The following is a 25863-nucleotide window of genomic DNA, read 5'->3' on the forward strand; positions in this document are numbered from 1 at the left end:
CTGCTCACACGATCGGATGAACGCGGGGCGCAGGCGGCGAGAACGGCCCCGAAGGCCGTTACATTCACGCCGTCCCACAAGGGCGAGGAGCGTGCCGGACAGGGCCAGCCGAGCCCGGCAGCGCGGCCCGGAAGGCAGGAGACCGGTAAAGCTGATGACGGAACGACCCCCGCAACACACACCCAACCGCCAGCTCGCCGCGCTCATCGCCGAGGCGGGGTTCTCCAACGCAGGGCTGGCCAGACGGGTTGATCAGCTCGGTATCGAGCACGGCCTCGACCTGCGTTACGACAAGACCTCGGTGACGCGCTGGCTGCGCGGGCAACAGCCCAGAGGCACCACCCCCGCCCTGATCGCGGAGGTGTTCACCCGCAGACTCGGCCGCCGGCTGTCCGCCCAGGACCTCGGCCTGGACGCCTGCGCGCCCGTATACGCCGGGCTGGAATTCGCCGCGAGCCCCACCGAGGCCGTCGACATCGTCAGCGGCCTGTGGCGCAAGGACTCCGGCAGCCACGCCGAACTCCGCAAGATCGCCTTCACCCCGGCCGGGCTCGTGGTGCCCAGCCGGGACTGGCTGATCGGCCGCGCCGACGAACGCGTCGCCCGCGGCGAACCGGCCGCCGACGCCGCCGGCCGGGTGCCGCCCCAGGGCCGCGTCTCGGTGCCCCGCCAGCGCCGCACCGACCGCGTCGACCGCGCCCAGGGCGCCAAGGTCACCGCCGGCGACATCGCGGCGCTGCGCTCGGTCGGCGAACTGTTCCGGGCGCTGGACCACGCCTACGGCGGCGGCCACGCCCGGCAGGCACTCGTGCGCTATCTGGAACACGAAACCGAGCCGATGCTGCGCGGCACCTACGGCGAGGCGACCGGGCGCCGCCTGTTCGCGGCCGCCGCCGACCTGACCCGGCTGGCCGGCTGGACCTCCTACGACATCGCCGCGCACGGCCTGGCGCAGCGGTACTTCGTCCAGGCCCTGCGACTGTCCCAGGCCGCCGGCGACCGGGCGTACGGCTCCTACGTCCTGGTGACGATGAGCCGCCAGGCCGTCTATCTGGGGCACGGCAGAGAAGCCGTCCAGTTGGCGCGGGTCGCGCAGCAGGGCATCGGCGGCAGCGCGCCGCCCGCGGTCCAGGCGCTGCTGCACTCCGCGGAGGCGCGCGGCCACGGCCTGCTGGGCGAGGTGCGGGCCTGCACCGCGGCGCTCTCCCGCGCCGAGCGGGCACTGGAGGGCGCCCGGCCCGGGGACGACACCCCGTACTGGGCCCGCTTCTTCGACGAGGCACAGCTCGCCGACGAACTCGCGCACTGCCACCGTGACCTCCAGCAGTACCGCGCGGCCTCCCAGCACGCCGAGCGCTCCCTGCAACTGCGGGCCGCCGGCTTCGCCCGCAGCAGGCTGTTCTGCCGGGTGGTCCTGGCGACCGCGCGCCTGGGCCTGGGCGAACTGGAACAGGCGTGCACCCTCGGCGCCGAGGCCGCCGTCCAGGCGTCCGAGATGCGGTCGGTGCGCGCCCACGAATACGTCCGGGAATTCGAACGCCGCCTGGAGCCGTACCGCGACGCGGCGGCCGTACGCGGCTACCGCGACCGGGTGGCGGCGCTGGGCTGACCGGCGGGCCCGGGCCCGGCCCGCCGGTGCCGTGCGTGCTGTGCGTGTGCGTGCCGGCGGACCGGCCGACCCGGGCGGCTCAGGCCGCCGTCGGCAGCGTGTCCGGCCCGGTCAGGGCCGGGACGCCGAAGTCGCGCAGCAGCGCCCGGGCCGCGCGGCGCCCGGAGCGCAGCGCGCCCTGAAGGGTGCTGGTGTCCCGGTGGTCGCCGCAGACGTACAGGCCCGCCAGCACCCGCACCGGCCGCTGCGGGTCGTGCGGCGCCGCCATCGCGGGTACGGCGTACGGATCGTGATGGCCGCTCAGCAATTCCCAGTTGTCCGCCGTGGCACCGTAGATCCGCTCCAACTGGGGCCGGACCGTCTTGTCCAGGACGGACAGTGGCAGCGCCGCCGCGGCGCCCAGCACGGTGGTGGTGACCAGCGACCGGCCGGGCGGCGTACGGGAGGGGTCGACCGCCCCGGCCACGTAGGTGTGCGCGACCGGCCCGTCGACGGGCAGGACCAGGGTCGTCTCGCGGTACGGCCCGCCGCGGCCCCCGGTGGTCCCCGCCGTGTGGTGCAGCACCGTCATGGGATGGAAGGCGGGCACCCGCAGTCCCGGCAGCAGCTCGGCCGCGTCCCGCGCGCCGGTCGCCACCAGCACCGCACGGCACGGGACATGGCCGTGCTCGGCGGTGCTGACGCCCGTCGTCGACACGGACGTGGCGCGCACGGACGTACGGACCGTGCCGGGCGGCAGCGCGGCGGCGAGCAGGGCGGGGACGGCGAAGGCGCCGCCGGCCGGCAGGCACAGCCGGCCCTCGGCGAAGGCCCGCAGGACCTGCGCGGCGCTGCGGCTGGACCCGCGCAGCCGCGGATCGCCGAGCAGCGCGCCGAGCAGCGGCCGCAGGAACGCGTCGGGGGAGCGGGGCGGGAAGACGGGACGGTGCGCCAGGGCGTCGCCGACCGGGCGGTCGGCGGGGGCCGGGACGGCGGCGCGGTCGCCGTACCGGTCCGGTCGCCGGTCGGCACGCGACAGGGCGCGCGCCGCGGACAGCGCGCCCCTTGTGCTCCGGGCGCCGCTGATGCGCTGCGCCCGCTGCCCATTGTGCAGCGTCAGGCCGGGCGCGAACGGCCGCAGCGTCAGCTCGCCCAGACCGGGCGTACGGAGCAGCTCGGCGGTGGACAGGGCCAGCGGGCGGCCGCCGCGGTCCAGCCGGAAGCCGTCGACGTGATCGGTGGCGGCCCGGCCGCCGATCCGTGGCGCGGCCTCCAGCACGGTGACCGAGACGCCCGCCCCGGTCAGATGGCGGGCCGCGGCGAGACCGGCCGGACCGGCCCCCACTATGACGACGTCCACGGTCGATGCGGTGCGCAGCACGTGCCCCTCCCGAGATCGGACCCAGCGATGGCACCGGTCTCATGCCCGGTGCCACGGCGCGGGATGCCGAGATGTGTGTTCGAGGACGGTAAGGAGCGCGGCGGTGCGACCGACAGGGGCGCCGGGGGGCGCGTGGGAGCGCCGCAGGGTGGCACGCCGTGCCGCTCTCGGTCGCGACCCGGCCTGTCGAGCCTCCCGGCCTGTCGGACCACCCGGTCTGGCGCACCACTCGGCCTGGTGCACCACCCGGCCTGGCGCGCCTCCCGCTTACGCGGCCCGCACGGCGTCGGCGATGCCGGGATGCGCGAAGGTGAAACCGGAATCCAGCAGCCGCCGCGGAACGACGCGCTGACTGCCCAGCACATCACCCGCGAACTCCCCCAGCGCGACCCGCAGGGCCGGGGCGGGAACGGCCAGCAGCGCGGGCCGGCGCAGGACGCGGCCCATGACGGCCGTGACCTCGCGGTTGGTGACCGGCTCCGGAGCGGTGAGGTTGACCGGCCCGGACAGGGCGTCGGTGTCGATCAGGTGGCGCAGCGCCGCCAGTTCGTCGTGGAGGGAGATGAAGCTCCAGAACTGGCCGCCGTCGCCAAGCCGGCCGCCCAGCCCGAGGCGGAACAGCGGGAACAGCCGGCCCCACGCGCCGCCCGAGCGCGCCACGACCAGGCCGGTGCGCGCGAAGACGGTACGGATGCCCGCCTCCCGCGCCGGCCGCGCGGCGGCCTCCCAGGCGACACACACCTCCGGCAGGAAGCCCGAACCGGCCGGCGCGCTCTCCTCCGTACGTCGGTCACCGGTGTCGCCGTAGTAGCCGATCGCGCTGCCGCACACGAAGACCCGCGGCGGGGCGTCCATCGCGGCGAGCGCCGAGGCGAGGACGGCGGTGCCGCGCACCCGGCTGTCGCGGATCTCGCGCTTGTACGCCGCCGTCCAGCGGTGGTCGCCGACCCCCGCGCCGGCCAGATGCACGACCGCCTCGCAGCCGCGCAGCCCCGACGTGTCGACCTCCCCGCGCCGGGGGTCCCAACGCACCTCACCGGCCGCCGCCGGCGGTCGCCGCACCAGGCGCACCACGTCGTGGCCGTCCGCCTCCAAGGACCGTACGAGTCCCGCGCCGATGAGACCGGCCGAGCCGGTGATCGCGATCCGCATGGGGCCATCCTGCCCCCGGGCGGACGGAGCGGGCGACCGGGGGCCCCGGGCCTATCGCCGGAACCGCTCCCACAAGCGCGGGAAGCGCTCCGCCAGGGCCTCGTCGTCATCGAGATCGAGGTAGGTGCCCAGCGGTTCGCGGGGCGCCGGCGCCAGTTCCAGGTCCGGCAGTTCGGCACCGGTGAGCTGCTCGTACGCCTCGTCGGCGGCGAAGCCCAGCTCCTCCGCGTCGCCGTCCACCTCCTCGTCGAACTCCTCCAGTAGCTCGGCGAGGTCCTCCGGATCGTGCAGCGCGCCCTCAAAGACCTCCCGGCCCTGACCGATCAGCCAGCAGCGGAAGGAGTCGAACGCGTCGTCGCTCGCACCGTCCAGCAGCACCGCGGCCGCGGCCCACAGGTCCCAGGCGTACGCCCGGTTGTAGCGCGATTCGAAATGGCGGGCGAAGTCCACGACCGCGTCCGGGTCGAGCCCGAGCAGCCGTTCGACCAACGCGTCGGCCTGCTCCTCCGGGTCGCCCTCGGCGGCCTGACGTGCGCCGTCGATCAGCTCCCAGAACTCCGTCTCGTCCATCACCGCTCCAGCATCGGTCGTGCCGCTCCGCCCCGCACGCCGAGTACCCCGGATGCGACACGGTCAATATCCGGATCGCGGAACAGTCGTGTGACCGCCCTAAGATTCACTCGTTGGATGGCGTGCGACGCATGCAACGAACGGCACAATCCCATGACGTGAAGGGCTGTTCCAGGCGATGCCCATGGAGGAAAGCACCCGGGCCGAGGTCGAACGGGCGGAGGCGGCCCTCGTGGAGCACTACCCCCGGCTCGTCCGCCTCGCCTACCTCGTACTCCCACCAGCGATGGGCCGCCACCGGCGGGTCCTCGCGGCGCACGGCCTGGTCCAGCGGGCCCTGCCCAGAAGCGGCCCGCGCCGGACCGGCGCCACCCTGCCCGGGCAGCGCGGCCCGGCCCCCGCCACCGGCTACGCCCTGGTCCGGCTGCGGACCCTGCGGCTGGCACTGGCCTGCGAGGAACGGCCGGGCGGCGGACCCCTGCCGCCCGCCGTGCCCTTCGTCTGGGGACTGCGCCTCTTCCCCCGGGCCGGCGGCGCCGACGAACTGGCCCTGGACCAGGCGCTGTCCGCCGTCACCGCGCCGGTCCGGGCCGCCATCGGACTGCGCCACCTCGAAGGGCTGGACGAGGACGAGACCCGGGCCGTACTGGCCGACGCCGGGGCCGCCGACCCGGACGGGGCCCAGCGGGCCGCGGCACAGTTGGACCGGGAGACCGGGGCCGGCGCCGAGGCGCTGCTCGCCTCGGAGGAGTTCGACCCGTGCACCCTCCAGGCCCGGCCGACGGATCTGCTGCGCCGTCGCCAGCGGGTCCGGGTCGCGGCCGCCGTGGCGGCCGTGGTCGCGGTCGCCGCGGTGATGACGGGTGTGACGGGTGTGCCGGGCGTCGACGACGAACCGTCCGGCGCCGCCCGGCGGGCGTCCGCCCCGACCCCCGCGCAACAGGCGCTGGACCCCGGCCACCTGGTGCGCACCCCCAACGAGCAGTGGGCCGACACCTCCCGGCTCGACTTCACCGCCTGGCCCGCCCGCGGCCGCGCGGCCGGCGACACCGCACTCCTGACCCGGGCGCTGCGGGTGTGGGCGAAGCCGCCCGCCGACGCGCGGATCACCGCGTCCGCCGGCACCTCCACCCGGCCGCCGGACCACCCGCCCCGCCTGCTGTACGCCGGTCTGATCGACAACGTACGGGTGGTGGTCTTCCACGACGGCGAACGGCTGGTGCGCTACGCCGAGCCGGAACAGGCCACGCCCACCCTGCACTTCGCCCGGGTGGACGACGCGGACCTCACGACCGGCGCCGCCCTCGTGATCGGGCGCGGCAACGGCTGGATGCGCTATCTGGTCGCGCCGTGGATCGCCGAAACCACGACCCGCGACCTGCTGGCGCCGGGCGGCCCGGCCGGCTCGCTGCATGTCGCCCCCGACGGCGTCACCGACCGCGTCGCGACCCCGCCGGAGACGGGCGCCGCCTGCGGACGCTGGCCCGTGGTGCGGTTCCGGTCCTCCCCGCGGATCGCGGAGAACCGCACCTTCCTGGTCACCGACCTCGGCGACCTCGCCCCCGTCCACCTCACCTACCTCCCGCCGCCCGGCCCCGGCCGCGCCCCGGCCGGAGCCGACGAGGCGACCGGTGCCTCCGCGCTGCGTAGCTGGGCCCGTACGGCCTGCTCCCTGGGGGCGCTGCGGGGCGCGGGCGTACGGTCGGTCAACAACTGGGAGTTCGCGCACCAGCGGCTCCCCGAGGGCGGCGGCAGCGCCGCCTGGGTCTGCACCCGCGCCGACACCTGGAGCGGGCCCGGGCAGGTCACGGTGCGGTTCCAGCCGCCCGCCGCCCGGCCCACCGATCCCGGGCAGGTCGCCGGACACGCCGTGAACACCGCCGCGTGCAGCGGCTTCGGCCGGCGGGTGGTCGGCGACGTGCACTGGCAGGCGAAGTCCGGCAAGTGGTACCTGCTCGCCGCGGGCAGCCAGGAGGTCGGCGGCCTCCAGGTCACCGGCGCCGTCCGGGCCACCACCGACCGCGCCACCCTCGCCGTACGGGTCGACCCGCACGCCCCGGCCCAGGTCTCGGGCCGCCTGCGCGAGGGCGGGAGCGTGCGGGCCGTTCCGAGGTGAGTTGACGGGGGGTGGCCAAGGTTCCGGGTTCCGGGTTCCGGGTTCCGCCACGGAACCGGGCCCGGTCCCGCCACGGAATCCGGACAGAAGATGTCGGGATTCGCTGTCAGTGTCATGGTCGAAGGATGTCGACCGGGCGCCTGACTGCTGGAGCGGTCCGGGGTGACCTGGGCTGGTCTGGAGTGGTGAGGAGTGGCGAGCGTGACGGAAGGGAACGACGCGGCGGCAGTGGGGGACCGGGCGGCAGTGGGGGGACCCTCGGCCTCGGGGCCGGCCGAGGGGCCGGTGACGGGGGCGGACCGGCCGGTGACGGCGGACCTGACCGGACGGGTCGCGCTGGTCGCCGGCGCGACCCGGGGCGCGGGCCGGGCGATGGCCGTCGAACTGGGCCGCGCCGGCGCCCTGGTGTACGTCACGGGACGGACCACGCGCGAGCGGGTCAGCGAGGTAGGCCGGCCCACCGAGACCATCGAACAGACCGCGGAACTGGTGACCGCGGCCGGCGGCACCGGGATCGCCGTACCGACGGACCATCTGGATCCCGCGCGGGTCAAGGCCCTCATCGACCGCGTCGACCGCGAGCAGGGCCGGCTGGACGTACTCGTCAACAGCGTCTGGGGCGGCGACCGTCTGATCGAGTTCGAAACGAAGGTCTGGGATCTCGACCTGGACAAGGGTCTGCGGATGTTCCGGCTCGGCATCGACACCCACGTCATCACCAGCCACTACGCGCTGCCGCTGCTGATCCGGCGGCCCGGCGGGCTGGTCGCCGAAATCACCGACGGCACCGCCGCGTTCAACCGTACGTATCGCGGCAACCTCTGCTTCGACCTCACCAAGAACGCGCCGCACCGCCTGGCCTTCGGCCTCGCGGCCGAACTGAAGGAGTACGGCGGCACGGCCGTCTCGCTGACCCCCGGATTCCTGCGGTCCGAGGAGATGCTCGACCACTTCGGCGTGACGGAGGAGACCTGGCGCGACGCGATCGCCGAGCAACCGCACTTCGCCGTCGCCGAGTCCCCGGCCCTCATCGCCCGCGCCGTCACCGCACTGGCCGCCGACCCCGCCAAGGAACGCTGGAGCGGTCAGTCGCTCTCCAGCGGGCAACTGGCGAAGGTCTACGACTTCACCGACACGGACGGCTCGCGCCCCGACGCCTTCGGCTACTTCGAAGAGGTCGTCATGGGCGGTAAGGACGGGAGCGCGGAGGACTACCGCTAGGCGGTTCGCGGACTGCCGGGGTGGCGCCTGCCGGCCTTGGGCCAGTTCGTCCCACGGGCGTCCTCCCGGGAAGGCGCGCCACCTCAGGCGTAAAGAGCGGCCGTTCGGCGGGCGGCCGCCGCGAACCGGTCGCGCAGACCGGAGGGTGCCAGCACCTCGCCCTCCGGGCCGAGGGCCAGCAACTGCGCGTAGGCGACTTCGGCGGACTCCACGGGCAGCCGGACCGTCAGCCGGCCCCGGTCGTCCGGCCCGCCGGCCGCCTCCGCCTTCTCGATCGCCTCCTGGGCCGCCGCCCGGTCGGTGACGTGCGGCAGGCGCAGGACGCCGTTCGCGGAGAGTCGCAGGAGGACCTCCTCGCGCAGGAGGGAGCGGGCGAACTGCTCGGCCCGCTCCGCCCAGAAGGCGGGCAGGTCGAAGGTCTCGTCGCGGACGAAGCGCTCGGGGGCGGGACCGGCGGCGGTGAAGCGGTCGACGCGGTACACCCGAGGGCCGCCCTCGGCGCGGGCCGCCAGATACCAGACGCCGGCCTTCAAAACCAGGCCGTACGGCTCCAACTCCCGCTCCACCTCGGCGTCCTTGCGGCGGTAGCGGGGGGTGGGCGGTGGGGAAAAAGATGGCGGGCCACCGGACCGTGTGCAGGTCTGCCGGTCCGCCTACGGGCAGGTCCCGTGCGGAGGTCCCGGGCGCGGGAGGTGACCTCCGCACGGGAGATTGAGTCCCCTGGGGAGGGGAGTGCCCCCGGTCCCCTGGGGAGAGGGGGCGTGCCCCCACGGCGAGCCGCCCCCCGGTGTCGGCCGGGGGACCGCCCGCCAGCTTGAAGCGGCCCGGCCACCGGCCGCCCAGCCGCCCGCCCGCCCAACCGCCCAGGCGGCTAACGGCCCAGCGGCCCGGCGGCCCGGCGGCCCGGCGTCTCAGCGCCCGTACCGCTCCTTCGCCTCCCTGACCGTCTCCGGCTTGACCTCGCCGCGGCGGGCGAGGGCGGCCAGGGACTGGATGACGACCGACTGCGGGTCGACGCCGAAGTGGCGGCGGGCCGCGTCGCGGGTGTCGGAGAGGCCGAAGCCGTCCGTGCCGATGGAGGTCCAGTCCTGCTCGACCCAGGGCGCGATCTGGTCGGGTACCGCCCGCATCCAGTCGCTGACCGCGACGACCGGGCCGGGAGCGCCGGCCAGTGCCCGGGTGACGTACGGGACGCGGTCCTCGCCCTCCAGGCGGGCCGCGTCGCACTCCAGGGCGTCGCGGCGCAGCTCGGTCCACGACGGCGCCGACCACACGTCGGCCGCCACGCCCCAGTCGTCCGCCAGCAGCCGCTGCGCCTCAAGGGCCCAGTGGATGGCGGTGCCGGAGGCCAGCAGTTGCAGGTGCGGGCTGTCGGCCTGCGGCTTGGTGCCCTCCTGGTAGCGGTAGAGGCCCTTGAGGATGCCCTCTTCGACGCCCTCCGGCATGGCCGGTTGGACCTTGGTCTCGTTGTAGACCGTCAGGTAGTAGAAGACGTCCTCGGCGTCCGGGCCGTACATCCGGCGCAGACCCTCCTTGACGATCACCGCGACCTCGTAGGCGAAGGCCGGGTCGTAGGAGAGCGCCGCGGGGTTGGTGGAGGCGATCAGGTGCGAGTGGCCGTCGGCGTGCTGGAGGCCCTCGCCCGTCATCGTCGTCCGGCCGGCCGTCGCGCCGATCACGAAGCCGCGGCCCAACTGGTCGGCGAGCGCCCAGAACTGGTCGGCGGTGCGCTGCCAGCCGAACATCGAGTAGAAGATGTAGAACGGGATCATCGGCTCGCCGTGGGTGGCGTACGAGGTCGCCGCGGCGGTGAAGTCGGCGAGCGCGCCGGCCTCGGTGATGCCCTCGTTGAGGATCTGGCCGTCCTTGGCTTCCTTGTACCAGAGCAGTTGGTCACGGTCGACCGGGTCGTAGGTCGCGCCCTTGGGGGAGTAGAGCCCGGCGGTCGGGAACAGCGACTCCATGCCGAAGGTACGGGCCTCGTCGGGCACGATCGGGACCCAGCGCTTGCCGGTCTCCTTGTCCCGCATCAGGTCCTTGATCAGCCGGACGAACGCCATGGTGGTGGCGATCTCCTGGCTGCCCGAGCCCTTCTTCAGCGCGTCGAAGTTCTTCTCCGCGGGCATCGGCAGGGGCTTGGCGACGACCTTGCGGGCCGGCGCCGGGCCACCGAGGGCGGCGCGCCGCTCGCGCAGGTACGCCATCTCCGGGGAGTCCTCGGCCGGCCGCCAGTACGGCACCAGGCCGTCTTCCAACGCGCTGTCGGGGATGGGCAGTTCGAGCAGGTCGCGCATGGCGCGGAACTCCTGCCCGGAGAGCTTCTTCATCTGGTGGTTGGCGTTGCGGGACTCGAAGCCCGCGCCGAGGGTGTAGCCCTTGACGGTCTGCGCCAGGATGACGGTCGGCGCGCCCTTGTGCTCGACGGCGGCCTTGTACGCGGCGTACACCTTGCGCGGCTCGTGGCCGGCGCGGGAGGTCTGGAACAGCTCCAGCAGCTTGGCGTCGGACAGCTTGCCGCCGAGGGCCGCGAGGGCCGGGTCGGCGCCGAAGAAGTGCTCGCGCAGGTAGGCGGCGTCGCGGGTGGCGTACGTCTGGAACTGCGCGTCGGGGGTCTGGCCGAGGCGGCGCAGCAGGGCGCCGTCGGTGTCGAGGGCGAAGACCTCGTCCCACGCCCGGCCCCACAGCGACTTGATGACGTTCCAGCCGGCCGCGCGGAACTGGGCCTCCAGCTCCTGCACGATCTGGAAGTTGGGGCGGACCGGGCCGTCCAGGCGCTGGAGGTTGCAGTTGATGACGAAGGTGAGGTTGTCGAGCTCCTCGCGGCCGGCCAGCGCCAGGGCGGCGGTCGACTCGGGCTCGTCCATCTCGCCGTCACCGAGGAACGCCCACACGTGGGAGTCGGCGGTGTCCTTGATGCCGCGGTGCTCCAGGTAGCGGTTGAAGCGAGCCTGGTAGATCGCGGAGAGCGGGCCCAGACCCATCGAGACGGTGGGGAACTCCCACAGCCAGGGCATCCGGCGGGGGTGCGGATACGAGGAGAGGCCGTCGCCGCCGGCCTCCTGGCGGAAGCGGTCGAGCTGGTCCGCGGTGAGGCGGCCCTCCAGGAACGTGCGGGCGTAGATGCCGGGGGTGGCGTGGCCCTGGATGTAGAGCTGGTCGCCGCTGCCGGTGCCTTCCTTGCCGCGGAAGAAGTGCTGGAAGCCGGTCTCGTAGAGCCAGGCCGCGGAGGCGAAGGTGGCGATGTGGCCGCCCAGGCCCTGGCGGGAGCCGCGGGTGACCATCGCGGCGGCGTTCCAGCGGTTCCAGGCGGTGATCCTGGCCTCCATCGCCTCGTCGCCCGGGAAGTCGGGCTCGGCGGAGGTCGGGATGGTGTTGACGTAGTCCGTCTCCAGGAGGGACGGCAGGGCCGTGCCTTCGGTGCGCGCGGTGTGCTCCAGGGCGCGGCGCATCAGATAGGCGGCGCGATGCGGGCCCGCTGCCTTGGTGACGGCGTCGAGCGACTCGCGCCACTCGGCCGTCTCCTCGGGGTCGCGGTCCGGGAGCTGGTCGAGCTGGCTGTACGGCAGGCGCACGGGTTCGGGCATGGGTGGCCCCTTTCCGGACGGGTGGGAATGCGAGTTCGGCAGGCATTCGGCAGGCAGGGGTGTCGCGCCCCGACGGACGACGATACGCCTCTGATCGATGATCGATCAACGCTCGGCGGCCGAATAACCGCAGGTCGGCACGGGGTGCCGCCTTTTCGGGCACGCGGTGCCACGAAAAAGGGGGCCCCGGAGGTCCCCTCCGTCTGCCGGTCAGACCCGGGGCGCGCAGCTCAGCACATGGGCCTTCAGCAACGTGCCGATCTTCGGGTCCCGGCGCCGGAACGCGTCCACGATCTCCTGGTGGTCCCGCGCGTGCGAGCGCGGCTCCGGACTGAACCAGCGGATCGACAGCGTCGTCCACACCTCGACGCCCAGCGACTCCCAGGTGTGCAGCAGCACGGCGTTCCCGGCCGCCCGCACGATCTCCCGGTGGAAGGCCACCGTGTGCCGCACCTGCGCCTCCCCGTCACCCGCCCGGTCCGCCTCCCGCAGCGCCGCCACCTCGCGCTCCAGCGCCCCGGTGTCCTCCGCCAGTCGGCCGGCGGCCAGCTCCGCCGCCACCTGCTCCAGGCCGGCCCGTACCGGATAGCTCTCCTTGAGGTCGTCGGCGGTCAGATTCCGCACCCGTACGCCCTTGTTCGGCGCCGACTCGATCAACTGGAGCGACTCCAACTCCCGCAGCGCCTCCCGCACCGGCGTCTGACTGACCTCCAGCTCCACCGCGATCCGTCGCTCCACGATCCGCTCACCCGGCTGCCAGCGGCCGCTGACGATCCCCTCGAGGATGTGCTCGCGGATCTGCTCGCGCAGCGAATGGACGACGGGCGGGGTCATGACGTGCTCCTTCAGAGCGGTGGGGGCGGAGGGCCATTATCCGGGACGCGCGAAGGGCCGGCCCCGGCTCGTGAAACGAACCGGGGCCGACCCTCGCCGAAGCTACCGCGTGCCTGCCGGAATCAGAGACCGATCTCGGTCTCGAACTCGGCGGCCTCCAGGATCTGCTTGACCGTGGTCAGGTAGCGGGCGGCGTCGGCGCCGTCCACCAGACGGTGGTCGTAGGAGAGCGCGAGGTAGGTCATGTCGCGCACCGCGATGGTCTCGCCGAGGTCCGGGTGGTTGATGACCACCGGGCGCTTGACGGTCGCGCCGATGCCCAGGATGCCGACCTGGTTCGGGGGCACGATGACCGTGTCGAACAGCGCACCGCGCGAGCCGGTGTTGCTGATCGTGAAGGTCGCGCCCGACATGTCGTCCGGGCTGATCTTGTTGGTGCGGACCTTGCCGGCCAGCTCCGCGGTCTTCCGGGCGATGCCGGCGATGTTCAGGTCGCCCGCGCCCTTGATGACCGGGGTCATCAGGCCCTTCTCCGCGTCCACCGCGATACCGACGTTCTCGGTGTCGAAGTAGGTGATCGTGCCCTCGTCCTCGTTGATCCGGGCGTTGACAACCGGGTGGGCCTTCAGCGCCTGGACGGCGGCCTTGACGAAGAACGGCATCGGCGAGAGCTTGACGCCCTCACGCTGCGCGAAGGCGTCCTTGGCCTGGTTGCGCATCCGCATGATCTTGGTGATGTCCACCTCGACCACGGAGGTGAGCTGCGCCTGGCTGTGCAGGGCCTTCATCATGTTGTCGCCGATGACCTTGCGCATCCGCGGCATCTTGATGGTCTGACCGCGCAGCGGCGACGCCTCGATGGCCGGGGCCTTCGACGCGGCCGGGGCGGCGGCCGGCGCGGTCGCGGCGGCCTTGGCGGCCTCCGCGGCGGCGATGACGTCCTGCTTGCGGACGCGGCCGCCGACGCCGGTGCCCTTGACCGTGGCGAGGTTGACGCCGGTCTCCGCGGCGAGCTTGCGCACCAGCGGAGTGACGTACGCGCCCTCGGCCTCACCCGCGGCCGGAGCCGGGGTGACCGGCGCAGGAGCGGCCGGGGCGGCGGGAGCCGGAGCCGGAGCCGGGGCGGCCGGAGCGGCCTGGGCCGCGGGCGCCGGGGTGGGCTCGGGGGCCGGAGCCGGAGCAGGAGCCGGGGTGGGCTCGGGCTGCGCGGCCGGGGCGGCCGGAGCCGGGGCGGCGGCGGGGGCCGCAGCCCGGTCGGCCGAACCGATGACGGCGAGCTTCGCGCCGACCTCGGCGGTCTCGTCCTCGCCGACCACGATCTCCAGCAGGGTGCCGGAGGTGGGCGCCGGGATCTCGGTGTCGACCTTGTCGGTCGAGACCTCCAGCAGCGGCTCGTCGGCCTGGACCTCCTCGCCGACCTCCTTCAGCCAGCGGGTGACGGTGCCCTCGGTGACGCTCTCGCCGAGCGCGGGGAGGACGACGTCGGTGCCCTGGGCGCCACCGGCGGGGGCGGCGGCCGGGGCCGGTGCCTCGGCGGCGGGCGCCGGGGCGGCCTCGGGCTGCGGCTGGGCGGCGGGTGCCTCGGCGGCGGCCGGGGCAGGGGCCTCGGCCGGTGCGCCGGAGCCGTCGTCGATGAGGGCCAGCTCGGCGCCGACCTCCACCGTCTCGTCCTCGGCCACCTTGATGGCGGACAGGATGCCGGCGGCCGGGGCCGGGATCTCGGTGTCGACCTTGTCGGTCGACACTTCGAGCAACGGCTCGTCGACCTCGACGCGCTCACCCTCGGCCTTGAGCCAGCGGGTGACGGTGCCCTCGGTGACGCTCTCGCCGAGCGCCGGCAGGGTTACGGAAACCGCCATGGTTTCGGTTGCTCCTTACGAATTGCGGGATGTGGTCGCGCCCGGGACTGGGGTCAGTCGTGGGAGTGGAGGGGCTTGCCGGCCAGAGCCAGGTGGGCCTCACCGAGTGCCTCGTTCTGCGTGGGGTGCGCGTGAACGAGCTGCGCAACCTCGGCCGGGAGGGCTTCCCAGTTGTAGACCAACTGGGCCTCACCGACCTGCTCGCCCATACGGTCACCGACCATGTGGACGCCGACCACGGCACCGTCCTTGACCTGGACGAGCTTGATCTCGCCCGTGGTCTTGAGGATCTTGCTCTTGCCGTTGCCCGCGAGGTTGTACTTCAGAGCGACGACCTTGTCGGCGCCGTACAGCTCCTTGGCCTTGGCCTCGGTGATACCCACCGAAGCGACCTCGGGGTGGCAGTACGTCACGCGCGGCACGCCGTCGTAGTCGATCGGCACGGTCTTCAGACCGGCCAGCCGCTCCGCCACCAGCATGCCCTCGGCGAAGCCGACGTGCGCGAGCTGGAGCGTGGGGACGAGGTCGCCGACGGCCGAGATGGTCGGCACGTTGGTCTGCATGTACTCGTCGACCAGGACGTAGCCGCGATCCATCGCGACGCCCTGCTCCTCGTAGCCCAGGCCCGCCGAGACCGGCCCGCGGCCGATCGCGACCAGGAGCAGCTCGGCCTCGAAGGTCTTGCCGTCGGCGAGGGTGACCTTCACGCCGTCGGCGGTGTACTCGGCCTTGTCGAAGAAGGTGCCGAGGTTGAACTTGATGCCGCGCTTGCGGAACGCGCGCTCAAGAAGCTTGGAGCTGTTCTCGTCCTCGACGGGCACGAGGTGCTTGAGGCCCTCGACGATCGTCACGTCGGTGCCGAAGGACTTCCACGCCGAGGCGAACTCGACGCCGATGACGCCGCCGCCCAGCACGATCGCGGACTTCGGCACGCGGTCGAGCTTCAGCGCGTGGTCCGAGGAGATGATGCGGTTGCCGTCGATCTCCAGGCCCGGCAGCGACTTCGGCACGGAGCCGGTCGCCAGCAGGATGTGGCGGCCCTCGACGCGCCGGCCGGCCACATCGACGGACGTCGGGGACGAGAGCTTGCCCTCGCCCTCGATGTAGGTCACCTTGCGCGAGGCGACCAGGCCCTGCAGGCCCTTGTACAGGCCCGAGACGACCTCGTCCTTGTACTTGTGGACGCCCTCGATGTCGATGCCCTCGAAAGTGGCCTTGACACCGAACTGGGCGGACTCGCGTGCCTGGTCGGCGATCTCGCCGGCGTGCAGCAGAGCCTTCGTCGGAATGCAGCCGTTGTGCAGGCAGGTGCCGCCGAGCTTGCTCTTCTCGATCAGGGCGACGTCCAGGCCAAGCTGCGCCCCGCGCAGGGCAGCGGCGTAACCACCGCTACCGCCTCCGAGGATCACTAGGTCGAAAACGGTGCTGGCGTCGTTCGCCACGTCACGTCCTCCATGCATGGGTACGCCGGAGCCGGTCTCCAATGACCGGACGGCGGCTGTTGTTCGGCCGCTTTAACTTCGGCCCTGGTAAGGGGGGCCCTGTCCTGCCGAGAACCCATCTTCGCACTTGTTCAACGAAGGCGGGACGGCGGGCCGGGCCCGGGGCGGCCGATCGGCCGCCCCGAGGGGATTACCGGTGCGTTCGGGCGTGCGGATTTCGTTGAGGGCGAACGCCCCTGGCCGGTGGTCCACAGGGAGACGACCCCGGGCGGTATGCCCGGGGTCGTACGGACAAAACAGTGCGAAAGGCCGCGCCGGAAGGGTCCGGCGTCAGCCCAGGTCGCCGGCCGCCGTGCGCTCGGCCAGCCGGACCAGGGTGCGCACCGCGGAACCCGTGCCGCCCTTGGGGGTGTAGCCCCAGGGCGAGCCCTCGTGGAAGGCCGGGCCGGCGATGTCCAGGTGGGCCCAGGTGATGCCCTCGCCGACGAACTCCTTCAGGAACAGGCCGGCCACCAGGCCGCCGCCCATCCGCTCGCCCATGTTGGCGATGTCGGCGACCGGCGAGTCCATGCCCTTGCGCAGCTCGGACGGCATCGGCATCGGCCAGGACTGCTCGCCGACCTCCTCGGCGATCTCGTGGATCGAGGTGCGGAAAGCGTCGTCGTTGGCCATGATCCCGAAGGTGCGGTTGCCCAGCGCCAGCACCATCGCGCCGGTCAGCGTCGCCACGTCCACGATGGCGTCCGGCGCCTCCTCCGAGGCGCGGGTCAGCGCGTCGGCCAGCACCAGCCGGCCCTCGGCGTCGGTGTTGAGCACCTCGACGGTCTTGCCGCTGTACATGGTCAGGACGTCACCCGGGCGGGTGGCGGAGCCGGACGGCATGTTCTCGGCGAGCGCCAGCCAGCCGGTGACATTCACCTCAAGGCCCAGCTTGGCGGCCGTGACGACCGCGGCGAAGACGGCGGCGGCGCCGCTCATGTCGCACTTCATGGTCTCGTTGTGACCGGCCGGCTTCAGCGAGATGCCGCCCGAGTCGTAGGTGATGCCCTTGCCCACCAGGGCCAGGGTCTTCTTCGCCTTGGGGTGCGTGTGCGCGATCCGCACCAGCCGGGGCGGGGCGTCCGAGCCCTGGCCGACGCCCAGCAGGCCACCGAAGCCGCCCTTCTTGAGCGCCTTCTCGTCCAGCACCTCGACCTTGAGGCCGAACTCCTTGGCGGCCGCCTGCGCCTCGGCCGCGAAGGACTTCGGATGCAGGTCGTTGGAGGGGGTGTTGACCAGGTCACGGGCGCGGTTGATCTCCGCGGCCAGCGTCTGGGCCCGCTCGGCCGCGGCCTTGAACTCCTTGTCGCGCGGCTTGCCGCCGAGGAGCGCGACCTCCGCGAGCGGCGCCGACTTGCTCTCGTCGCCCTTCTTGGCGCCCTTGGCGTCGCTGCGGTAGGCCGTGAACGCGTACGCGCCGAGCAGCGCGCCCTCGCACACCGCGGCGGCGGCCTCGGCGTCCTCCACCGGCAGGGCGAAGCCGGCCTTCTTGGTGCCGGACAGGGCGCGGGCCGCGCTGCCCGCCGCGCGCCGCAGCGTCTCGTTGTCGTAGCCGTCGCCCTTGGCCGGGGCGTCGCCGAGGCCGACCGCCAGCACGACCGGTGCCTTGAGACCGCCGGCGGCGGGCAGCTTGGTCACCTCGCCCTCGGCGCCACTCGCGCCGAGGGTTTCCAGCACGGCGGCGAGCTTGCCGCCGAAAGCCTTGTCCACGGCCTCGGCGCCGGGGGCCGCCAGGACGCCCTTGGCGCCCTTGGCCACGCCGACGACGACGGCGTCCGCGCGCAACGTCGCGGCGGAAGAAGAACTGAGGGTCAGTGCAGTCACGGTGATGAAGGTCCTGTTCCGTCCGGGGATTCCGAATCGCGCCCACGGCGCTGCTGCGGCCGAGCCTACGCTCGGCGGCGCCGCCCGGCCGCGCCGATGGGGCGGCGGCTCGCCGCAGGCCGTCGCGACATCGGGCGGATCCCGGTGAACGGCCGGACGCGGCAAGGGAGTTGACCGCCTCGCGCGGTGGCCCGCCGGGCGCCGGGTGCGCTCCGCGCGGCCTGTCCGCCCGCGGTGGCGCCGCCCGCCCCGCAGCCCGTCCGCCCGCCCGGTTCAGCCCAGCGCGAGGACCACGAACGCCGTCAGGCCGGCGCTCTCGGCGAGCGCGCCGAACACATCGCCGGTGATCCCGCCGAACCGCCGCAGGCAGTGCCGCAGGACGAGCTCGGCCACGGCGAGGCCCAGCAGCGCCGCGAGTCCCGCGTGCGCGGCGCCGTACGGGCCGTCCAGGGCCCCCGCCGCGACGCACAGGGCCACCGTCAGCCCGGCCCCGCACAGCGCCGCGCGCACCGGGACGGCGCCCGCCACCGCCGCGCCCAGACCGTCCGGCCGGGCGGCGGGCACCCCGGCGCGGGAGGCCAGGGTCAGCGCGCAGCGGGCGGTGACCGCCGCGACGACGGCCGCCACCGCGCCGCGCGCCCAGCCGTCCGCGTACAGCTCGTACAGCGCGGCCACCTGGGCCAGCAGGGTGAACAGCAGCGTCAGGACGCCGAACGGGCCGATGTCGGACTGCTTCATGACGCGCAGCGCGTCCGCGGCGGGCTTGGCGCTGCCCAGGCCGTCGGCGGTGTCGGCGAGCCCGTCCAGATGCAGGCCGCGGGTGAGGACGGCGGGCACCGCGGCGGTGGCGACCGCGGCGAGCGCCGGGCCGCCGCCCAGCAGGAGCAGCGCCCCGCCCAGTACGGCCGCGGCCGTCCCCACGGTCAGGCCGGCCAGCGGCGCGCAGAGCATCCCGCCGCGGGCGGTCTCGCGGTCCCAGCGGCTCAGCCGCACCGGGAGCGCGGTCAGCGTGCCGAAGGCGAAGCGCAGGGCGTCGGCGGGAGCCGGGGGCTCGGGAGCGTCGTTCACCGCGGCAGGCTATCCGGCGGACCGCGACGTTAAATTGCCCCTACGTGACAAATGGGGAGCGTGTGTGGCATGGGTCACTGGTGGTACCGCAACATCGTCGAGCCGGGGAAACTTCCGCTGCTGCTGGCCCTCGCCTCGTTCGTGCTCACCTTCCTCGTCACCCGCTCCATCACCCGCCTCATCCGCGCCGGCAAGGGACCCTTCCGCAACCTCTCGCCCGGCGGCCTGCACGTCCACCACGTCGTACCCGGCGTCGCCCTGATGGTCGTCGGCGGTTTCATCGCCATCGCCGGCGATCGGCAGGGCATCGGCGCGGGCATCGCGGCCGTGCTGTTCGGCATGGGCGTCGGCCTGGTCCTGGACGAGTTCGCGCTGATCCTCCATCTGGACGACGTCTACTGGAGCGAGGAGGGCACCAAGAGCGTCGAGATCGTCCTCATCACCGTCGCGCTGGTCGGCCTGATCCTCGGCGGCTTCCTGCCGTTCGGCGTCAACGAACTGAGTCCCGCCGAGTCCCGCGACCGCTTCCACGTCGTGCGGACCGCGGGCGTCAACTTCCTCTTCGCGGTGATGGCCCTCGCCAAGGGCAAGGGCCGGATCGCCGTCATCGGGGTCTTCGTGCCGTTCGTGGCGCTCTTCGGGGCCGTCCGGCTGGCCCGGCCCAACTCACCCTGGGCCAGGCGCTTCTACCGCGGCCGCCCCAAGGCCCGGGCGCGCGCGACGGTCCGCGCCTACCACCACGACCTGCGCTGGACGAAGGTCCGCCGCACGATCGAGCACCTCATCGGCGGGGCCCCGAGCCGCTGACCCGCGCCGCGCCACGGGGCTTGCGCCGGCGCACCTCCCACAGCACGGACAGCACCAGCACCCCCAGCAGCGCCGCGATGTGCTCCTTGCCCGCCAGGTTGCTCTTGATGAACAGGACCTCGAACACCATCGCGGCCACCACCAGCGCGCAGGTCAGCCAGGCGCGGTAGCGCCAGCACACGAACATCGCCAGCCCCACCACGGCCGCGGACGGGCCGGTGTCGGTGACGTACGCGTCGGAGCCGGGCAGCCCGATCGGGGTGGCCGGGCCGAGCCAGATGCCGATCCGGGCGTACATCGTCCCGGAGAGGGTGGCGACGTAGGCGACGCCCAGCATCCGCTGCCAGCCCAGGCTGATCTCCCCGATCCCGAAGACCACCAGGATCTGCGCCAACGCACCCCAGACCGGCAGGTCCAGGGCGGGCACGAACAGCGACAGCGGCGTCCGCAGCAGCGCCAGCCACAGATGCTCGTCGGCCTGCACCGACCCCACGTTCTGGACCGGCTGATAGCCCCAGGGCTGGTTCTGCACGAACTGGAGGACCATGGTCAAGAACACCGCGGCGAGCGTCACGGGGATCGCCCGCAGTTTGCGGTCCGCCAGTGCGGACCGCACCGTCCGCAGGAGCGGCCCCCACTCGGCACGCGCGGCACGACGCAGCACGGACACCCCTCGCCGCCCCGCCCGAGCCTCGGTCATCTCACGTTCTCCAGGTGCTTGCGGTTCAGCCACTTCGGCAGACCGGGTGCTTCCAAAAAGCCCTCCGCGCGCGCCGCGGCGACTCCGATGCGCAGCAAATCGGTGCTCTTTTCGAAGAGCATGTACCGGGGCTCCCAAATAGGCCGATATTTCGCATTGGCGCGATAGAGCGATTCGATCTGCCACCACCGGGAGAAGAAGCTGAGCAGCGAGCGCCACAGGCGCAGCACCGGGCCCGCGCCGAGTCGCGATCCGCGTTCGAAGACGGAACGGAACATCGCGAAGTTCAGTGAGACCTGAGTGATCTCCACCTCTTTCGCGCGCTGGATCATCTCCAGCACCATGAACTCCATCAGGCCGTTCTCGGAGTCCCGGTCACGCCGCATCAGGTCCAGCGACAGCCCCTTCGCGCCCCACGGCACGAAACTCAGCAGCGCCCGCAGCTCACCGCCGCCATCGGTGCACTCCAACATCACGCACCGGCCGTCCCCCGGATCGCCGAGCCGGCCGAGCGCCATGGAAAAGCCCCGCTCGGTCTCCCCGTCGCGCCAGTCGTCGGCCAGCTCCAGCAGCCGGTCCATCTCCGCGGCCGGTATGTCCTCGTGGCGCCGGATGCGGACGGTGTAGCCGGCCCGCGCGACGCGGTGGTACGCCTGGCGGACCGTACGCATCGCGCGGCCCTCCAGCGTGAACTCCGCCGTCTCCACGAGGGCCTCGTCACCGAGCTCCAGCGCGTCCAGACCGTGCCGGGCGTAGATCGTGCCGCCCTCCTCGCTCGCGCCCATCACCGCCGGCGCCCAGCCGTGCTCGCGGGCCTCGGCCAGCCACCGCTCGATGGCACCCGGCCACGCCTCGGGATCGCCCAGCGGATCGGCGGAGGCCAGTGACACGCCGCCCACCACCCGGTAGGTGATCGCCGCCTTGCCGCTGGGGGAGAACAGCACGCTCTTGTCCCGGCGCAGCGCGAAATAGCCCAGCGAATCGCGGGCGCCGTGCCGCTGAAGGAGACCGCGCAGCCGCTCCTCGTCGTCCTCGGTGAGCGGATCGGTGGTGCGCACGGACCGGAACGCCGCCCACAGGACGGCCACCAGCAGCGCCGTGCTCAGGACGTTGATGGTGACGTTGACCCAGTTCGGGGTGTCGATACCGGGGAACGCGCGGTCGTCGGCGGCGAGCGAGACCAGCCGCATCACGCCGTAGCGCCAGCGCTCCACGAACGTCGAGGCCGCCCGCGGGGCGGTGTTGGTGACGGTGACCAGCAGCGCCGCCAGCAGCGACGCGGCCAGCAGACCGCCGACGGCGGTGACCGCGGCGAGCCTGGGGTTGGCGCGGTCGCCCTTGGCGTAGAACTCCCGGCGGCCGACGGCCAGCGCCACGGCGAACAGCAGCGTCAGCGCCAGCGACACCCAGTTCTGGGCGTGCGCGCGGAACTCCGGGGCGACCGCCAGCGCGAGGCCGATCAGCCCCAGGAACAGCCCCGACAACACCATGTTCAAGATCCATGCCGCGCGCTTGCGCCGCCGCAGGGTGACGGCGAAGAACAGCGAGAAGGCGCCCGAGGCGAAGCCGGCGGTGAGCAGGTACGGGGTGAAGAACTCCTCGACGTTGTGCCGGCGGATGTCGTTGCCGAACGACACCCACACCGCGCTCAGGAAGTTGATGAACGTGACCGTGCGCAGGTACCAGACCCCGAACGCGGCCCCGCGCCGTGACCAGCGGCCGCGCGGGGTGTCTTCCTCCGGACTCAAGCGACATCTCCCATAAAGAGTGATCTTATGGGGGCACCGCCGACGGTCCGGAACGGCTTTCGCCGCCCGCCGCACCGACCGGCACGACCGGCCGCCGGCCGCCTCGGGCCGGAGTCGTTCAGTCGCGCACGGGCAGTTCCGCCGCCAGGGCCGCGGCCGCCCGCACCAATGGCAGGGCCAGCAGCGCCCCCGTCCCCTCCCCAGCAGTGACGCCGTGGTCGAGCAGAGGGTTGAGTGCGATCCGGTCCAGCGCCTTGGCCTGGGCCGGCTCACCGCTCGCCTGGCCCGCCACCCACCAGTCGGGCGCCCGGAACGCCACCCGCTGCGCCACCAGCGCGCAGGCCGCGGAGACCACGCCGTCCAGGATCACCGGCGTATGGCGCACCGCGCTCTGCAACAGGAAGCCGGTCATCGCGGTCAGGTCCGCGCCGCCGACCGTGGCCAGCAGCTCCAACTGGTCGCCGAGCACCGGCCGGGCCCGCCGCAGCGCGTCCCGGATCGCCGCGCACTTGCGCATCCAGGCCAGGTCGTCGATCGGCGCGCCACCGCGCCCGGTCACGACCGACGCGTCCGTCCCGCACAGCGCGGCGATCAGGGTGCTCGCGGCGGTGGTGCCGCCGACGCTCAGATCGCCCAGCACCACCAGATCCGTACCGGCGTCGGCCTCCTCGTCGGCGATGGCCATGCCGGCCCGGAACGCCGCCTCCGCCTCCTGGGCCGTCAACGCGTCCTCGATGTCGATCCGGCCCGAACCGCGCCGCACCCGGTGCCGGGTGACGTCCTCGGGCAGCTCCGCCACCTCGCAGTCCACGGCCATGTCCACCACCCGCAGCCCCACACCGGCGCCGCGCGCCAGCACCGCGGCCGGGCTCGCGCCGTCCAGGACCGCGTGCACCAGATCCTTCGCGCCGCCGGCGGGCCGGGCCGAGACCCCCAGCTCCGCCACCCCGTGATCACCGGCGAACAGCAGCAGCCGGGGCCGCTCGACGGGCCGCACCGGCACCCGCTGCTGGGCCGCGGCCAGCCACTCGCCCAGCTCGTCGAGGCGGCCGAGCGCGCCGGGCGGCACGGCCATCCGGGCCCGCCGCTCCTCGGCGTCACGGCGCGTACCGCCGTCGGGGCGCTCGATCAGTTGGGCGAAGTCATCGAGGTTCAGGGCGCTCATTGGGCGCAGATTACCGTCAACGCGACGACGGCGACGCGCCCTGGGGGGACGCCGGTACCGCCCTGCCGCGGGCCCGCGCCGCCACGCCCGTACGCCGCGCTCCCCGCACCCCCACCGGCCCCTCCCGTACCCCGCCGACGAGCCCCGCCGACGAACTCCCGTCTACGGCCCCGCGAACCGCACCTCGCACACCAGCGGCGCCACCGCCCGCACAGGGGGCAACCACCGCCAGGACGTCACCGGCCGCCCCGACCCGGCCCCCGGCGACGGGAGTTCACGCACCGAGGCGATGGCCGGATGCAGGCCCGCCAGCCGCGGCAGGTCGGCGCGGTCCAGCCCCCAGCGCGGCGGCGCGGGCCACCGGCCGGCGGACAGCGCCGCGCCCCGCCGGGCCAGCGCGCTCACCCACCGCGGCAGCGCGTCGAAGACCAGCGCACCCCCGGGGAACCGCTGCGCGCAGGCCGCCAGGAGGGCCCGCGCGGCGGTCGGCGGCAGCCGCGTCAGCACCCCCGGCGCCGTCACGATCACCCCGCGCCACGGCTCCGGCACCGCCTCCAGCCACGCCAGGTCGCCCGCCGCCCGGGCGACCGTACGCCGCCGCGAGCCGTCCGGCAGCAGCATCGCGCGCACCGCGGCGGCCCCCGGCGGCTGCACCGTCAGCCACGTCAGCCGCCCGTTGTCCAGCCGCCAGAACCCGGTACCCAGCCCCTCGCCCAACGCGACCACGGTCGCCTCGGGACGCCGGTCGAGATAGTCGCGTACGGCCGCCTCGGCACGCCGGTCGCGCCGCCCCGGACCGGGCGCCAGGGCCGCTCCGGACGGCGGCGGTTCCCCGCGCGGGCGGGAGCGCGAACGCCCGCGGGAGTGGCGACAGGCCGCGGGACGCGCCCGGACGGGCCCGCCGGCCGGCTCGGATTGGGTCTCGGATTCGGTCACGCCTCAAGAGCACCCGCCGCCGCGCCCGCGGGCAAGCGGACACGGGCCGACCCGCCCGCCCGTCATCCACGCAGCGCAAGCGCCTGCCCGGCGACGACCAGCAGCACCTGCTCGCACTCCGCGCCGAACGCGGCGTTCAGCCGCCCGAGTTCGTCACGGAACCGGCGGCCCGCCGCCGTGGCCGGCACCACACCCGACCCCACCTCGTTGCTCACCGCCACCACCTGACGGCGCGTCGCCCGGACGGCCGCCACCAGCGCGTCGGTCCGCTCCCGCAGCGCCTGCCGGCCCCCGTCCTCCCACGTCGCGTCGTCCCACGCCCCCACCTCGTCCATGGCGTGCGTCAGCCACAGCGCCAGACAGTCGATGAGCAGCGGCGCGGCACCGGCCGGCCCGCTGCCCGGCGTCTCGCCCGCAGCGGACTCCGCCAGCAGCGGCACCAGGTCGCAGGTCTCGGCCGTACGCCAACCGCCGGGGCGCCGCTCCCGGTGCAGCGACACCCGCTGCGCCCACTCCGTGTCGCCGTCCCGGGTGCCGCCGGTGGCCACGTACAGCACATCGGGGAAGGCCGCCAGCCGCCGCTCGGCCTCCGCCGACTTCCCGCTGCGCGCGCCGCCCAGCACCAGCGTGCGGCGCGGCAGATCGGGCACCGCGTGATACTCGCCGACCACCAGGGAACTGCCGTCCGCCGCCGCGCGGGCGCCGGCCGCCGCGAGCCGGCGGTGCAGCTCGGGGCCGGGCGGCACACCGTGGTCGAGGTGCACCGCCACCACGTCCGTCGCCGCGTCCACCGCGCCGCTCGCCCGCAGCTTGGCCAGCGCGTCCGGCCGCTCCAGGACGTCCAGCAGCACCAGGTCGTACGGGCCGCCCCGCGTGTCCGGGCCGCCGCCCGCCTCGCCGTTGCCCAGCCCGGCCGGCGCGGCGCCCGGCGGCAGGTACAGCAGCCGTTCGCCGCCCGCGCCGGTGATCTCGTAGCCGGTGCCGGGGATGTCGACGGCGACGGCCCGCACGCGGTGCCCGTCCAGCAGCGCCAGCTCCCGCCCGTCCGCGACCCGGCCCGGCTGCGGCAGCCCGGCCGGGATCTCCATCGCCGGGCCGTCGTGCGGATGCGAGAGCAGCACCTGGCGCACACCGGCCAGGGACTGCCCGGCCCGGGCCGCCGCGAAGGCCGGGCCGGGCGTCAGGTCGATGAGCAGCGCGCCGTCGATGAGCAGCGCGGTCGCCGCCCGCGCCTCGTCGCCGACGGCGGTGGCGCAGGCGGCACACGGGCAGCCGGGGCGCGGCAGCCCCCGGGGGGCTCCGGTGCCGAGGAGAGTCAGTTCCACGCGCCGAGTCTCTCGCGTACCCGCCCGGCGAGCGCGCGGGGGGACACCCGACACGGCCGTTGGGCTGTCTGATACCTCTAAGCTGCGGATCAGCACGCGAGAACGACACCGCGGCCCGCGCCCCTCGTGGCGCCCCGCGGTGGCGGAAGACACGTACCCGGTGGGACCCAGGAGGCGGACATGGCGTGGACGTGGCGGTTCGAGAAGGCGGACGGTACGGAGACGGCGCCCGCGGTGGAGCCGGAGGAGTTCACCACGCAAGGGGACGCGGAGTCCTGGGTCGGTGAGGAGTGGAAGGCGCTCCTCGACGGCGGCGTGGACCAGGTCCGGCTCTTCGAGGACGGCACCGAGATCTACGCGGGCCCGATGAGCCTGCACGCCGACCAGGGCTGAGCCCGGCGGACACGGACGCGGGGGGGGGGGGGGGGGGGGGGGGGGGGGGGGGGGGGGGGGGGGGGGGGGGGGGGGGGGGGGGGGGGGGGGGGGGGGGGGGGGGGGGGGGGG

19 protein-coding genes and 1 pseudogene are annotated in these 25863 nt (G+C 74.1%); 5 read left to right on the forward strand and 15 right to left on the reverse strand.

Features of this window, described 5'->3' with window-relative positions:
• Positions 1-154 precede the first annotated feature (154 nt).
• Positions 155-1609 (forward strand): regulator, encoded by a 1455-nt coding sequence (locus ACZ45Z_RS29100; protein ID WP_468368511.1) that lies wholly within the window; start codon positions 155-157, stop codon positions 1607-1609.
• A gap of 79 nt (positions 1610-1688) precedes the next feature.
• Here ACZ45Z_RS29100 and ACZ45Z_RS29105 read toward each other — a convergent pair whose 3' ends face one another.
• The 3 genes from ACZ45Z_RS29105 to ACZ45Z_RS29115 form a co-directional block, all read right to left on the reverse strand.
• Complete coding sequence (locus tag ACZ45Z_RS29105) at positions 1689-2969, reverse strand: FAD-dependent oxidoreductase (RefSeq protein ID WP_468368514.1); 1281 nt, start codon at positions 2967-2969, stop codon at positions 1689-1691.
• Positions 2970-3236: 267 nt separating this feature from the next.
• A complete protein-coding gene (locus ACZ45Z_RS29110) occupies positions 3237-4121 on the reverse strand; it encodes a TIGR01777 family oxidoreductase (RefSeq protein ID WP_468368517.1) in 885 nt (294 codons plus the stop codon).
• Positions 4122-4172: 51 nt separating this feature from the next.
• Positions 4173-4691 carry a DUF4240 domain-containing protein gene (locus ACZ45Z_RS29115; RefSeq protein ID WP_468368519.1) on the reverse strand — a complete coding sequence of 173 codons (519 nt, stop codon included), beginning with the start codon at positions 4689-4691 and terminating at the stop codon, positions 4173-4175.
• Between the two features lie 184 nt (positions 4692-4875).
• On the opposite strand from ACZ45Z_RS29115, the gene ACZ45Z_RS29120 reads away from it, so the two are divergent.
• Positions 4876-6807 carry a hypothetical protein gene (locus ACZ45Z_RS29120; RefSeq protein ID WP_468368521.1) on the forward strand — a complete coding sequence of 644 codons (1932 nt, stop codon included), beginning with the start codon at positions 4876-4878 and terminating at the stop codon, positions 6805-6807.
• Between the two features lie 306 nt (positions 6808-7113).
• On the forward strand, positions 7114-8028 hold the full coding sequence (locus ACZ45Z_RS29125) for an SDR family oxidoreductase (protein ID WP_468368572.1): 915 nt from the start codon (positions 7114-7116) through the stop codon (positions 8026-8028).
• 83 nt (positions 8029-8111) lie between these two features.
• Here ACZ45Z_RS29125 and ACZ45Z_RS29130 read toward each other — a convergent pair.
• The 7 genes and pseudogenes from ACZ45Z_RS29130 to ACZ45Z_RS29160 all read right to left on the reverse strand — a co-directional run.
• Positions 8112-8618: pseudogene (locus ACZ45Z_RS29130) on the reverse strand (helix-turn-helix transcriptional regulator); the annotation flags it as partial.
• Between the two features lie 321 nt (positions 8619-8939).
• Positions 8940-11612, reverse strand: coding sequence for a pyruvate dehydrogenase (acetyl-transferring), homodimeric type (aceE, locus tag ACZ45Z_RS29135; RefSeq protein WP_468368524.1), 2673 nt, complete (start codon positions 11610-11612; stop codon positions 8940-8942).
• A 210-nt stretch (positions 11613-11822) separates the two neighbouring features.
• Positions 11823-12446, reverse strand: coding sequence for a GntR family transcriptional regulator (locus ACZ45Z_RS29140; RefSeq protein WP_468368527.1), 624 nt, complete (start codon positions 12444-12446; stop codon positions 11823-11825).
• A 122-nt stretch (positions 12447-12568) separates the two neighbouring features.
• Positions 12569-14305: a 2-oxoglutarate dehydrogenase, E2 component, dihydrolipoamide succinyltransferase gene (sucB, locus tag ACZ45Z_RS29145; protein ID WP_468368530.1), complete on the reverse strand. Its 1737-nt coding sequence runs from the start codon at positions 14303-14305 to the stop codon at positions 12569-12571.
• 53 nt (positions 14306-14358) lie between these two features.
• Positions 14359-15747 (reverse strand): dihydrolipoyl dehydrogenase, encoded by a 1389-nt coding sequence (gene lpdA / locus ACZ45Z_RS29150; RefSeq protein WP_468368533.1) that lies wholly within the window; start codon positions 15745-15747, stop codon positions 14359-14361.
• 330 nt (positions 15748-16077) lie between these two features.
• Entirely contained in the window at positions 16078-17610 is a 1533-nt protein-coding gene (locus tag ACZ45Z_RS29155) for a leucyl aminopeptidase (RefSeq protein ID WP_468368536.1), read from the reverse strand.
• A gap of 273 nt (positions 17611-17883) precedes the next feature.
• Complete coding sequence (locus ACZ45Z_RS29160; protein WP_468368538.1) at positions 17884-18678, reverse strand: adenosylcobinamide-GDP ribazoletransferase; 795 nt, start codon at positions 18676-18678, stop codon at positions 17884-17886.
• Between the two features lie 69 nt (positions 18679-18747).
• On the opposite strand from ACZ45Z_RS29160, the gene ACZ45Z_RS29165 reads away from it, so the two are divergent.
• Positions 18748-19485, forward strand: coding sequence for a hypothetical protein (locus tag ACZ45Z_RS29165; protein ID WP_468368541.1), 738 nt, complete (start codon positions 18748-18750; stop codon positions 19483-19485).
• On the opposite strand, the gene ACZ45Z_RS29170 is transcribed toward ACZ45Z_RS29165, so the two are convergent.
• The 5 genes from ACZ45Z_RS29170 to ACZ45Z_RS29190 all read right to left on the reverse strand — a co-directional run bounded on the left by ACZ45Z_RS29170 (position 19460) and on the right by ACZ45Z_RS29190 (position 25359).
• The gene (locus ACZ45Z_RS29170) at positions 19460-20185 is read right to left on the reverse strand and encodes a hypothetical protein (protein WP_468368543.1); all 726 of its coding nucleotides are present in this window, start codon (positions 20183-20185) and stop codon (positions 19460-19462) included. The genes ACZ45Z_RS29165 and ACZ45Z_RS29170 overlap by 26 nt on opposite strands.
• Positions 20182-21933, reverse strand: coding sequence for a phosphatidylglycerol lysyltransferase domain-containing protein (locus tag ACZ45Z_RS29175; protein ID WP_468368545.1), 1752 nt, complete (start codon positions 21931-21933; stop codon positions 20182-20184). The genes ACZ45Z_RS29170 and ACZ45Z_RS29175 overlap by 4 nt, the downstream gene beginning before the upstream one ends.
• A 118-nt stretch (positions 21934-22051) precedes the next feature.
• A complete protein-coding gene (gene cobT / locus ACZ45Z_RS29180) occupies positions 22052-23098 on the reverse strand; it encodes a nicotinate-nucleotide--dimethylbenzimidazole phosphoribosyltransferase (protein WP_468368547.1) in 1047 nt (348 codons plus the stop codon).
• 162 nt (positions 23099-23260) lie between these two features.
• Positions 23261-24034, reverse strand: a complete 774-nt coding sequence (locus ACZ45Z_RS29185; protein WP_468368549.1) for a class I SAM-dependent methyltransferase — start codon at positions 24032-24034, stop codon at positions 23261-23263.
• A gap of 62 nt (positions 24035-24096) precedes the next feature.
• Entirely contained in the window at positions 24097-25359 is a 1263-nt protein-coding gene (locus tag ACZ45Z_RS29190) for a bifunctional adenosylcobinamide kinase/adenosylcobinamide-phosphate guanylyltransferase (protein ID WP_468368551.1), read from the reverse strand.
• Between the two features lie 180 nt (positions 25360-25539).
• On the opposite strand from ACZ45Z_RS29190, the gene ACZ45Z_RS29195 reads away from it, so the two are divergent.
• On the forward strand, positions 25540-25752 hold the full coding sequence (locus tag ACZ45Z_RS29195) for a hypothetical protein (protein ID WP_468368553.1): 213 nt from the start codon (positions 25540-25542) through the stop codon (positions 25750-25752).
• Positions 25753-25863: the final 111 nt, after the last annotated feature.

This window comes from Streptomyces sp. NPDC031210 (genome assembly GCF_055570395.1).